An 11,533-nucleotide genomic window follows, 5' to 3' on the forward strand; every position below is an offset into this window, starting at 1 on the left:
AATAAAAAATCCGGGTCTCAGAAAGAGACGCCGGATTTTTTCAATCCCAGCGAAGATAGAACAAACATTCGAAAATGGTCTGTACAATTTAAGACGGCTTTGCTATAATAAGCGAAAGAGAGCGCCTGTACAGGCTAAAAAGGAGAGATTTACATGGATCATTTTGAATTAGTATCAGAATATGAACCGACCGGTGATCAGCCTCAGGCAATCGAGAAACTGGTACAGGGGTTTAAAGAAGGAAATCAGTTTGAGACGCTGCTGGGTGTTACAGGATCCGGCAAGACATTCACAATGGCAAATATTATTCAGGCCCTGAATAAGCCGACACTGATCCTGGCGCACAATAAGACGCTGGCAGCACAGCTTTACAGTGAATTCAAGGCTTTTTTCCCGCACAACGCAGTGGAATATTTTGTAAGTTACTATGATTATTATCAGCCGGAAGCTTATGTTCCGTCTACAGATACGTATATTGAGAAGGATTCATCGGTCAATGATGAGATTGATAAGCTGCGCCACAGCGCTACGGCGGCACTGATCGAGCGGAAGGATGTCATTGTCGTGTCCAGTGTTTCCTGCATTTACGGAATTGGTAATAAGGAAAGTTATACGAAGATGATGATCTCCCTCCGCCCTGGAATGATCAAAGACAGGGATCAGGTGATTGACGAACTGATCAATATCCAGTATGTAAGGAATGAACTGGATTTTAAGAGAGGAACGTTCCGTGTCAAGGGTGATGTTCTGGAAGTTGTTCCGGTCTCTACCTTTGAAGATGCAGTGAGAATTGAATTTTTTGGAGATGAGATCGACCGGATCGTGGAGTTTGACATTCTGACCGGTGAAGTCAAAAGAAGTGTGAATTTTATTGCAATCTTTCCGGCGTCTCATTATGTTGTTCCTCAGGAACAGATTGAGCGGGCTATCAAAGGCATTAAGGAAGAACTGGCACAGCAGGTGGAGTATTTTAAAGAGAATGACCAGCTGATCGAAGCCCAGAGGATTGCGGAGAGAACAAATTTTGATATTGAGATGATGAAGGAGACCGGATTCTGCTCCGGAATTGAAAATTATTCCCGGCATCTTTCCGGGCTAAAACCGGGAGAGCCGCCGAATACCCTGATTGATTTCTTTGGGGATGATTTTTTAATGATCGTGGATGAATCGCATATGACCATCCCGCAGATCGGTGGAATGTATGCGGGAGACCGGTCCAGGAAATCTACACTGGTGGATTTTGGATTCCGGCTTCCGTCAGCGCTGGACAACCGCCCTCTGGAGTTTTCAGAATTTGAGCAGAAGATCGATCAGATGCTGTTTGTCTCCGCGACACCGGGGAAATACGAAGAAGAGCATGAACTGCTGAGAGCTGAGCAGATCATACGGCCGACCGGGCTTCTGGATCCGCTGATTGATGTGAGACCGGTCAGCGGACAGATTGATGATCTTTTGGGAGAGATCCGGAAGGAGACGGACAAAGGACATAAGGTGCTGGTAACAACGCTGACCAAGCGGATGGCGGAAGAACTTACAGACTATATGAGAGAAGTGGGAATCCGCGTCAAATATCTCCATTCGGATATTGATACACTGGAGAGAATCGAGATTGTCAGGGATCTTCGAATGGGTGTTTTTGATGTGCTGGTTGGAATCAACCTGTTAAGAGAAGGTCTGGATATTCCTGAGATTACGCTGGTCGCTATTTTGGATGCCGATAAGGAAGGATTTCTCCGGTCTGAGACCTCCCTGGTACAGACTATCGGACGTGCCGCCAGAAACAGCGAAGGACACGTGATCATGTATGCAGACACGGTGACAGATTCCATGGAAGCAGCCATATCAGAGACCAACCGAAGGAGAGAGATCCAGGATCAGTATAATAAAGAACACGGCATTACGCCGCAGACCATTCAGAAAGATGTCAGGGATCTGATCAGGATATCAGATGATCAGGAAGAGGCTGTGGATGAATACGAAAAAGACATAGAATCCATGACGAAGAAAGAATTAAAAGAGATCATAGAGCGTCTGACGAAGAAGATGAATCAGGCGGCAGCAGAACTGAATTTTGAGGAAGCAGCGAAACTGAGAGATGAATTAAAAGAATTTAAGACAGCATACAGAGATTATGATGAGTAGGAGCAGTGATGAAGAACGAAACCATTCGAATCAAAGGAGCAAGAGAAAATAATTTAAAAAATATCGATTTGGAAATACCGAGGAATCAGTTTGTCGTCCTGACAGGGCTGAGCGGATCCGGCAAGTCCTCTCTGGCGTTTGATACGATTTACGCAGAGGGACAGCGCAGATATATGGAATCTTTGTCTTCTTATGCAAGACAGTTTCTGGGCCAGATGGAAAAACCGGATGTAGACAGCATTGAAGGACTGTCTCCGGCGATTTCCATTGATCAGAAGTCCACCAATCGAAATCCGAGATCCACAGTCGGAACGGTAACGGAGATTTATGATTATTTCCGTCTGCTTTATGCAAGGATTGGAATTCCTCATTGTCCAAAATGCGGAAAGCCGATCAGCAGGCAGACAGTGGACCAGATGGTAGACCGTCTGATGCAGCTGGAAGAAGGAACAAGAATCCAGCTTCTGGCTCCAATCGTACGGGGAAGAAAGGGAGAGCATAAGAAGATTTTCCAGAATGCCAAGAAAAGCGGTTATGTCCGTGTCAGAGTGGATGGAAGTATTTATGATCTTTCTGAAGACATTCCAATGGAAAAAAATAGAAAGCATAATATAGAGATTGTGGTGGATCGTCTCGTAATCCGGCCGGGAGTGGAAAAAAGAATGACAGATTCCATCGAAACAACTTTGAATCTGACAGACGGCCTGATGACGGCAGACGTCATCGGCGGAGAGCCGATCAATTTCAGTCAGAGTTTTTCCTGTCCGGACTGCGGAATCAGCATTGACGAGATCGAGCCGAGGAGTTTTTCATTTAATAATCCATTTGGCGCCTGCCCGGTCTGCCATGGTCTGGGATATAAGATGGAATTTGACCCGGATCTTATGATACCGGATCAGAAGCTGAGTATTGATGAGGGCGCGATCCAGGTATTCGGATGGCAGTCCTGTACCGATAAAAAAAGTTATACCAGGGCGATCCTTGACGCGCTGGCCAGGGAGTACCAGTTTGATCTGTCCACACCATTTTGCGAATATCCGGAAAAAATAAAAAATATACTGCTGTATGGAACCGGCGGGCATGAAGTGAAAGTTCATTATAAAGGACAAAGGGGAGAAGGTGTCTATGATGTTGCTTTTGAAGGAATTATAAAGAACGTAAGCAGAAGATACCGTGAGTCTTCCCAGAGAATGAAGGCAGAATATGAAGCTTTTATGACGATCACGCCATGCGATGCCTGTCATGGACAGCGTCTGAAGGCAGAATCTCTGGCAGTGACAGTGGCGGATAAAAACATTGCGGAAATGTGTGATATGTCCGTAGGTGAACTGGCGGCTTTCCTGGATCAGATGGAACTGACCGAGAGACAGCAGCTGATCGGGGCACAGGTTCTAAAAGAAATCAGGGCAAGGATTGGATTTTTGAATGATGTCGGACTGGAATATCTGACACTGACCCGGGCGACAGGAACGTTATCGGGAGGAGAAGCCCAGAGAATCCGTCTTGCGACTCAGATTGGATCTGGTTTGGTAGGAGTTGCATATATTCTGGATGAGCCAAGCATCGGACTGCATCAGAGAGATAATGACAAACTGATCCGGACGCTGAAAAATTTGAGAGATCTTGGAAATACGCTGATCGTAGTGGAACATGATGAAGATACGATGCTTGCGGCAGATCATATTGTGGATATCGGACCGAGAGCGGGAGAATTTGGCGGAGAAGTGGTTGCGCAGGGAACTGCGGAGGAGATCATGGAAAATGAAAATTCCATCACCGGAGCGTACTTAAGCGGAAGAATCCAGATTCCGGTTCCAAAGGAGAGACGGAAACCAACAGGTTTTCTGAAAGTAGTCGGAGCTGCAGAGAACAATCTGAAACATATTGATGTAGAATTCCCGCTGGGAGTGTTCACCTGTGTGACGGGAGTGTCCGGATCAGGAAAGAGCTCCCTGGTCAATCAGATTCTATATAAAAGACTGGCGAAGGAACTGAACCGGGCCAAGACAAAAGCAGGAAAGCATGATGATATCATTGGATTTGACCAGCTGGATAAGATTATTGATATCGATCAGTCGCCAATCGGGAGAACACCCCGCTCTAATCCGGCGACTTACACAGGAGTATTTGACCAGATCAGAGAACTGTTCGCTATGACAAAAGATGCAAAAGCCAAGGGCTATAACAAAGGACGCTTCAGTTTCAATAAGAAGGGCGGACGATGTGAGGCCTGCGCGGGAGATGGAATCATTAAGATTGAGATGCATTTTCTTCCGGATGTTTATGTTCCATGTGAGGTCTGCCATGGCAAAAGATACAACAGGGAGACCCTGGAGGTAAAATATAAAGGAAAAAGTATTTATGATGTGCTGAATATGACGGTAGATGAAGCATGTACGTTTTTTGAGAATCTTCCATCCATCCGCAGAAAGATTGAGACGCTGAGAGATGTGGGGCTGGGTTACATCCGGCTGGGACAGCCGTCAACAGAATTGTCAGGAGGAGAAGCTCAGAGAATTAAGCTGGCTTCCGAGTTAAGCAAGAGAAGCACAGGAAAAACGATTTATATCCTGGATGAGCCGACAACAGGACTGCATTTTGCAGATGTACACAAGCTGATCGACATTCTTGGGAAATTAACAGAAGGCGGAAATACAGTGATTGTAATTGAGCATAATCTGGAAGTGATCAAGACCGCGGATTATATTATTGATATGGGGCCGGAGGGAGGCTCCGGAGGAGGAACCGTTGTGGCAAGCGGAACTCCGGAAGAAATTTGTGAAGTGGAAGCTTCTTATACAGGGCAGTATCTGAAAAAATATCTTCAGAAAACGCATCCGGCGTCCTGAAACTGAAAAATTCCCGATGGAACGTCCATTGATTCAGAGGATCCGGCGTCCGGTCGGGAATTTTTTTTAATCTTCCATCTGTTTTCCAAGAAAGGAGGCGCCAATCCGGGCCGTTAAAAGATCCTGGTCAGTAAAATTTCCTTCATTGGAAAGAAGGCATACCAGACCGATGGCGTCTCCCTCTGCGATAATGGTGGAAAAAGCAATTTCAGCAAATTCTTCAGGAAAATCTGAAACCAGGGGGAAGAAGCCGGAATCTTTTTTTGCAAGAATCATCTGTTTTCTGTCGTGAAGGGCGTCTTCGGCCTGGGGGTGAAGTATTTTCCCAAGAAGTTTTTTTCCGTTGGGACCAGCAGCCGCGATTACGGAATCCTGGTCACAAACACAAACTGTATAGGGAAGAGAAGCGGCAACCGCATCTGCAAACTGCTGTGCGGAAGGACTCATTTCTCCGATCGGAGAATACTTTTTCAAGATAATCCCGCCGTCCCGTTCTGTAAAGATTTCCAAAGGATCGCTCTCCCGGATATGCATAGTTTTACGTATTTCTTTTGGAATGACAATGCGTCCGAGATCATCGATTCTTCGTACAATACCTGTAGCTCTCATGATTGATCCTCCATCATTTTTTTATATCCATAGTATTTGTAAAAAGGTTGGTTTTATACCCAGGATTATGCTATAATATCTCATTAATAGGAAAAAGGAGAAAGAACATGAAGTTTCAAACACAGCTGACAGCAAAAGATATTTTTAAATTTTCCATGATGTACACGTATTCTGGAGCATCAGGAATTTTTTCCATTGTTATGATCATTGTAGGATTTTTTATGTGCATTCGAGGAATCGCTCAGGGCCAGGACTGGACTTACATTGTAACAGGAGCCTTGATTCTTCTGCTTCTTGTAGTGATCAATCCGCTTATTTTATACCAGAAAGCTAAAAAACAGGCCGACACCCATCCTACGTATCAGCAGCCGTCTTATTATACGATGAAAGAGGATGGGATTTTTGTTGAAATTGGAGATGACACAGGAATCATTGAGTGGAACCGTATTATGAAGATCAGGCATAGTTTCGGACTTTATATTCTGTATACCGGGAAACAGCAGGCATTCGTTTTTCCGGATGAAGCCATGGGAAGCCAGAAACAGGAAATCATGAAGTATATTGAAGAACATGTCAGAGCAGCAAGAACAAATCCTGTCAGACAGACACAGAAAGATTCAGGGATTTCCAGATATGCCAAGGCTTCCGGCGAGGCGAAGGAAGAAGAAGGCAAAGAAGAAAAAACGGAAGAGTAAAGGAGATTAGAATGATCATTCAGAGTCATAGCGCAGATGAAACTTTCCAGCTGGGCGAGAAGATCGGAAAAGAAGCGAAAGCCGGGCAGGTGCTTTGTCTGTATGGGGATCTGGGAGTTGGGAAAACCGTGTTTACCCAGGGGCTGGCGAAAGGGCTTGGAGTTGAAGAGGCAGTCTCAAGTCCTACATTTACAATCGTAAAAGAATATGAGGAAGGCAGACTGCCTTTCTATCATTTTGATGTCTATCGGATCGGCGATATTGAAGAGATGGATGAGATTGGATACGAAGATTATATATATGGAAATGGTGTCTGTCTGATTGAATGGGCAGATTTGATCCAGGAAATTCTGCCGGATCATTTTACAAGGATTGAAATTCGGAAAGATCTGGAAAAGGGATTTGATTATCGGGATATAGAGATAAAGGAGATATAGATGAAATTATTGGTATTGGATAGTTCCGGGCTGGTAGCCTCCGTGGCACTGCTGGAAGACGACAGACTGATCGCTGAATATACGACAGGAAATAAACTGACACATTCTCAGACTCTTCTGCCGATGCTGGATGAGGTGATCCGGAGAACGTCTTTTAACATGGATGAAATTGACGCAGTCGCAGTGGCAATGGGACCGGGGTCTTTTACAGGACTGCGAATCGGGGCAGCAACAGCCAAGGGGCTTGGACTGGCTCTGAACAAACCGATCATTGGGGTCCCAACAGTGGATGGACTTGCATATCAGCTGTTTGGTGTGAACAGTCTGATTTGTCCGATGATGGATGCAAGAAGGAAACAAGTGTATACAGGATTTTATCGATTCCACGGATCTCAGATGGAGGTTGTGAAAGAACAGTGCGCCCAGAGTGTCGAGGATACATTAAAACAGCTGAAAGAGTATAAAGAACCTGTAATATTTTTAGGAGACGGAGTGCCGGTTTATCGTAAAGAAATCGAAGAGGCTATGGGAACGGATGCAGTCTTCGCGCCTGCCCATGTGAATCGGCAGAGAGCCGGAGCTGTCGGGGCGCTGGCAGAAGTATATTATGAGAAGGGAATGTGGCAGACAGCAGATGCTTTTGCGCCGGAATATTTGAGAAAATCACAGGCAGAAAGAGAGAGGGAAGAGCGGATCCATGGAAAAAGCGAAAGCAAATGCTAGAGAATGGCATGTGCACAAAGCTCTTCCGGAAGATCTGGCAATGATCGCGGAAATTGAACGGATTACATTTCATAAACCGTGGAGTCTGGAGAGCATTGAATCATTTTATTACAAAAAGACCAGTGATATTTATGTGTGGAGAGACCGCAATAAGATCAGTGGTTATATTATGGCGGAGCATATTCTGGAACAGGGAGAACTCCAGAGAATTGCGATTGTTCCATTTATCCGCAAGATGGGAATTGGGACATTGCTTTTGCAGGAATTTCGGGAGAGATACCGAAAAATGGGAGTTGAGACCATTTATCTGGAGGTGAGGGAATCCAATCAGGCCGCAAGAAATTTCTATAAAAAGTCAGGATTTGAGGAGTATGGAAGGCGTCCCAAATATTATTCAGATCCAATGGAAGATGCGATTTTAATGTTTTGGGACGATCCGGATCCTATCCATTCATTACCAGTAGAATCAGGGGAAACTTCGACTTATAATGATTCTGGTAAGGAGGAGGAAACTATGATTTGTAATGTTTGTGGAAATAAGATTGACGAAAAAACTGATTTTATAGAAGTAAAAAAAGAGTGGGGATATTTTTCAAATAAAGATACGGAAATACATGAATTTAAGATATGTGAACGTTGCTATGACCGTATCGTAAAACAGTTTGAGATATCTCCGAAAGTAACTGAAAAAAGTGAAGTTTTGTCATAAAGGATGATATATGTTAGATGTATGTTTGTTAGGAACAGGAGGCATGATGCCTCTGCCGTACCGCAGGCTGACTGCGTGCATGACCCGTTTTCAGGGACATAGTCTGCTGATTGACTGCGGAGAAGGAACACAGGTAGGAATTAAAGACCGAGGATGGAGCGTTAAGCCGCTGGATGCCATCTGTTTTACACATTTTCATGCGGATCATATCAGCGGACTGCCGGGTCTTTTACTGACCCTTGGAAATGCGGAGAGAACAGAGCCGCTTCTGATCATAGGACCCCGCGGTGTGGAAAAGGTGGTAAACTCTTTAAGAATCATTGCGCCGGAACTTCCGTTTCCAATCCGGTTTTATGAGCTGAAGGAAAAAGAGCACAGGATCGAGATGGATGGATACACGATCGAGGCATTCCAGGTGAAACATAATGTAATCTGCTATGGATACAGTGTTGTAATTCCACGTGCGGGCAAATTTGATCCATGCAAGGCCAGGGAAAATGATATTCCGATGAAATACTGGAACCGGCTTCAGAAGGGGGAAACCCTGGAAGATGAAAATGGGCGTGTATTGACAAGTGATATGATTTTAGGAAAACCAAGAAAAGGGATCCGGCTTACGTATTGTACAGATACCAGGCCGGTGCCTGCCATTGTCAGACATGCCGCTGATGCAGATCTGCTGATTTGTGAAGGAATGTACGGAGAAGATGGAAAAGAAGCCAAAGCAAGAGAATATAAACATATGACGTTTTACGAAGCAGCCAGGATTGCAAAAGAGGCAGGTGTAAAACGTTTATGGCTGACCCATTACAGTCCGTCTCTGGTACGGCCGGAGGAATTTATGGGGAAGGTCCGTAAAATTTACCCAAATGCCGTCCCGGGAAAAGATGGAAAGACGATAACTTTAGATTTTCAGGAGGAGTAAAGGTACCAATGAGTGAGTGTGTAAAAATACTGGCGGTCGAGTCTTCTTGTGATGAGACAGCTGCGTCTGTCGTAGAAAACGGCCGTATTGTAAAATCTAACATTATTTCATCTCAGATTGAACTGCATAAACTGTACGGGGGAGTCGTACCCGAAATCGCATCAAGAAAACATATTGAAAAGATTAATTATGTAATAGAAGAAGCATTGAAGGAAGCAGGAGAGACGCTGGATACAATCGACGCAATAGCGGTAACTTATGGTCCAGGCCTGGTGGGCGCTCTGCTGGTGGGAGTTGCGGAGGCAAAAGCAATTGCCTTTGCGAAGAAAAAACCTCTGGTAGGAGTCCATCATATTGAAGGACATATCTGTGCCAACTATATTGAGCACCCGGATCTGAAACCACCGTTTCTTTGTCTTGTAGTATCCGGAGGGCATACCCATCTTGTAAATGTGAAGGATTATGTGACGTATGAAGTGATCGGACGTACCAGAGACGATGCTGCCGGGGAAGCGTTTGATAAGGTGGCCCGCGCAATTGGACTGGGATATCCGGGAGGACCAAAGATTGAAGCACTTGCGAAAGAGGGAGATAAAAACGCAATCGCATTCCCAAGAGCAAAAGTGAATGATTCTAAGATGGATTTCAGTTTCAGCGGACTGAAATCAGCTGTATTGAATTATCTGAATCATTGTCAGATGAAGGGAGAAGAGGTTAACAAAGCAGACGTTGCCGCTTCTTTCCAGGAAGCAGTCGTGGATGTATTAAGCGCTCATGGTGTCGAAGCCGCGGTTGAGTTAGGATATAAAAAACTGGCGATTGCCGGGGGAGTTGCGTCCAATCATGCGTTTCGTGAGAAAATGATAGAGCGGTGCAAAGAGGCAGGGATTGATTTTTACTATCCGTCTCCTGTTTTTTGTACGGATAACGCTGCCATGATCGGCGTATGCGGATATCATGAATATATGAATGGAACGAGAAGCGGATGGGATTTAAATGCAGTGCCAGGATTAAAAATTGGCAGCAGATAGGAGTATGATATGCGGAAAAAAGTCGTTGCGATTGTTTTAGCGGCAGGAGAAGGGAAACGCATGGGAAGCGGGATTCCCAAACAATATATGCTGATAAAATCACGGCCTTTGGTATATTATGCCCTGAAGGCATTTGAAAACAGCCCGGTGGATGAGGTCATCCTTGTAACAGGAGAGGATGAGATCGAGTACTGCAGGCAGTACATTGTAGAAAAATATAACTTTCATAAGGTAACCCGGATCGTAGCAGGAGGATGCGAACGCTACGCTTCGGTATATTGTGGGTTAAAAGCTGTGAATCAGGCGGATTACGTGCTGATTCATGATGGTGCACGCCCGATGATTAACAGGGAACTGATCAAACAATGTATTTTAAATGTTATGGAGTACAGGGCCTGTGTCGTTGGAATGCCGAGCAAAGATACGATAAAAATAGTAGATCAGAGAAATTATGCAATTCATACGCCGGAGCGGAAAACTCTATGGCAGGTGCAGACGCCGCAGTGTTTTGAATACAGTCTGGTTATGAATGCTTATCAGAAATTAATGGAGAGCGGAGCGACCAATGCGACAGATGACGCAATGGTTGTTGAGACATACGCAAAAGTTCCGGTAAAACTCATTGAAGGCGGGTATGATAATATAAAGATTACGACGCCGGAAGATGTGAGAATTGCAGGCAGTCTGATGAAGGCAAGAAAGGTCCTGCGGGTGCTTCATCGTATCCATGATAAGGTCATTTATGCCCAGATGCAGGTGTTCAAACGGCATCAAAAAAGAAAAAAATAAAAAATTTGAAAAAAGATGTTGACAAGTATATCCTGGTTTGTTATTATATACAAGCGTCATCGAGAGAGCGACGCAAAGAACAACAGAATATACGCGTGGAGAGGTATCGAAGTGGTCATAACGAGGCGGTCTTGAAAACCGTTTGTCCGCAAGGGCGCGTGGGTTCGAATCCCACCCTCTCCGTTATCATGAATAACAACATGAGATCAACCCTTGGAGAAGTACCCAAGTGGCTGAAGGGGCTCGCCTGGAAAGTGAGTAGGTCGTTAATAGCGGCGCGAGGGTTCAAATCCCTCCTTCTCCGTTGGATATTTCATCCAAAAAAAGTTGAAAAAAGTTGTTGACAAGCTGAAAAAGATGTGATATATTAAAATAGTTGCACGAAACAGTGAACAACAACGAAAACAGCTGTGTCGAACGGCACGGAGGAAGAATGAAGATTGACAACTGAACAATAAGACAACCTTGAAAATTCTGATGAATTTTTCAGGAAGGTTTTTAAAGAAAAACCGACGAACGTTCTTTATAGAACAGTAATGAACAAGGATAAGAAGCTAGTGCTTTCTTGACTTGGGACAAACCATTTAACATGAGAGTTTGATCCTGGCTCAGGATGAACGCTGG

Annotated in this window: 10 protein-coding genes and 2 tRNA genes; 11 read left to right on the plus strand and 1 reads right to left on the minus strand. The window is 44.7% G+C overall.

Annotated elements, in window-relative coordinates; genetic code table 11:
* The first annotated feature begins 153 nt into the window (after positions 1 to 153).
* Both uvrB and uvrA read left to right on the plus strand, forming a co-directional pair.
* Complete coding sequence (gene uvrB / locus JMF81_RS11110) at positions 154 to 2,142, plus strand: excinuclease ABC subunit UvrB (protein ID WP_201311519.1); 1,989 nt, start codon at positions 154 to 156, stop codon at positions 2,140 to 2,142.
* 8 nt (positions 2,143 to 2,150) lie between these two features.
* Positions 2,151 to 4,991 carry an excinuclease ABC subunit UvrA gene (gene uvrA / locus JMF81_RS11115; RefSeq protein WP_201311520.1) on the plus strand — a complete coding sequence of 947 codons (2,841 nt, stop codon included), beginning with the start codon at positions 2,151 to 2,153 and terminating at the stop codon, positions 4,989 to 4,991.
* Between the two features lie 66 nt (positions 4,992 to 5,057).
* Here uvrA and JMF81_RS11120 read toward each other — a convergent pair whose 3' ends face one another.
* Positions 5,058 to 5,600, minus strand: coding sequence for a stage V sporulation T C-terminal domain-containing protein (locus JMF81_RS11120; protein ID WP_201311521.1), 543 nt, complete (start codon positions 5,598 to 5,600; stop codon positions 5,058 to 5,060).
* Between the two features lie 107 nt (positions 5,601 to 5,707).
* Between JMF81_RS11120 and JMF81_RS11125 the strand changes: the two genes are divergently transcribed.
* From JMF81_RS11125 to JMF81_RS11165, 9 genes are all read left to right on the plus strand, one after another.
* Positions 5,708 to 6,295: a YcxB family protein gene (locus tag JMF81_RS11125; RefSeq protein ID WP_201311522.1), complete on the plus strand. Its 588-nt coding sequence runs from the start codon at positions 5,708 to 5,710 to the stop codon at positions 6,293 to 6,295.
* An 11-nt stretch (positions 6,296 to 6,306) separates the two neighbouring features.
* Positions 6,307 to 6,732: a tRNA (adenosine(37)-N6)-threonylcarbamoyltransferase complex ATPase subunit type 1 TsaE gene (gene tsaE / locus JMF81_RS11130; protein WP_201311523.1), complete on the plus strand. Its 426-nt coding sequence runs from the start codon at positions 6,307 to 6,309 to the stop codon at positions 6,730 to 6,732.
* The gene (gene tsaB, locus JMF81_RS11135; RefSeq protein ID WP_201311524.1) at positions 6,733 to 7,455 is read left to right on the plus strand and encodes a tRNA (adenosine(37)-N6)-threonylcarbamoyltransferase complex dimerization subunit type 1 TsaB; all 723 of its coding nucleotides are present in this window, start codon (positions 6,733 to 6,735) and stop codon (positions 7,453 to 7,455) included.
* Positions 7,430 to 8,164, plus strand: coding sequence for a ribosomal protein S18-alanine N-acetyltransferase (gene rimI / locus JMF81_RS11140; RefSeq protein WP_201311525.1), 735 nt, complete (start codon positions 7,430 to 7,432; stop codon positions 8,162 to 8,164). Before tsaB ends, rimI begins: the two co-directional genes overlap by 26 nt.
* A gap of 10 nt (positions 8,165 to 8,174) precedes the next feature.
* Complete coding sequence (locus JMF81_RS11145; RefSeq protein WP_201311526.1) at positions 8,175 to 9,089, plus strand: ribonuclease Z; 915 nt, start codon at positions 8,175 to 8,177, stop codon at positions 9,087 to 9,089.
* Positions 9,090 to 9,097: 8 nt separating this feature from the next.
* On the plus strand, positions 9,098 to 10,120 hold the full coding sequence (gene tsaD / locus JMF81_RS11150; protein WP_201311527.1) for a tRNA (adenosine(37)-N6)-threonylcarbamoyltransferase complex transferase subunit TsaD: 1,023 nt from the start codon (positions 9,098 to 9,100) through the stop codon (positions 10,118 to 10,120).
* 9 nt (positions 10,121 to 10,129) lie between these two features.
* The gene (gene ispD, locus JMF81_RS11155) at positions 10,130 to 10,909 is read left to right on the plus strand and encodes a 2-C-methyl-D-erythritol 4-phosphate cytidylyltransferase (RefSeq protein ID WP_201311528.1); all 780 of its coding nucleotides are present in this window, start codon (positions 10,130 to 10,132) and stop codon (positions 10,907 to 10,909) included.
* Between the two features lie 97 nt (positions 10,910 to 11,006).
* Positions 11,007 to 11,092 (plus strand) — tRNA-Ser (locus JMF81_RS11160).
* A gap of 32 nt (positions 11,093 to 11,124) precedes the next feature.
* Positions 11,125 to 11,213, plus strand: a tRNA-Ser gene (locus JMF81_RS11165).
* The last annotated feature ends 320 nt before the right edge of the window (positions 11,214 to 11,533 follow it).

It is taken from the genome of Anaerostipes butyraticus, assembly GCF_016586355.1.
Lineage (GTDB): Bacteria > Bacillota > Clostridia > Lachnospirales > Lachnospiraceae > Anaerostipes > Anaerostipes butyraticus.

Excerpts from the sequence above, each read along its gene's own strand:
- uvrB (WP_201311519.1), top strand. The coding sequence starts at position 154 with ATGGATCATTTTGAATTAGTATCAGAATATGAACCGACCGGTGATCAG.
- uvrA (WP_201311520.1), top strand. The coding sequence starts at position 2,151 with ATGAAGAACGAAACCATTCGAATCAAAGGAGCAAGAGAAAATAATTTA.
- JMF81_RS11120 (WP_201311521.1), bottom strand. The coding sequence starts at position 5,600 with ATGAGAGCTACAGGTATTGTACGAAGAATCGATGATCTCGGACGCATT.
- JMF81_RS11125 (WP_201311522.1), top strand. The coding sequence starts at position 5,708 with ATGAAGTTTCAAACACAGCTGACAGCAAAAGATATTTTTAAATTTTCC.
- tsaE (WP_201311523.1), top strand. The coding sequence starts at position 6,307 with ATGATCATTCAGAGTCATAGCGCAGATGAAACTTTCCAGCTGGGCGAG.
- tsaB (WP_201311524.1), top strand. The coding sequence starts at position 6,733 with ATGAAATTATTGGTATTGGATAGTTCCGGGCTGGTAGCCTCCGTGGCA.
- rimI (WP_201311525.1), top strand. The coding sequence starts at position 7,430 with ATGGAAAAAGCGAAAGCAAATGCTAGAGAATGGCATGTGCACAAAGCT.
- JMF81_RS11145 (WP_201311526.1), top strand. The coding sequence starts at position 8,175 with ATGTTAGATGTATGTTTGTTAGGAACAGGAGGCATGATGCCTCTGCCG.
- tsaD (WP_201311527.1), top strand. The coding sequence starts at position 9,098 with ATGAGTGAGTGTGTAAAAATACTGGCGGTCGAGTCTTCTTGTGATGAG.
- ispD (WP_201311528.1), top strand. The coding sequence starts at position 10,130 with ATGCGGAAAAAAGTCGTTGCGATTGTTTTAGCGGCAGGAGAAGGGAAA.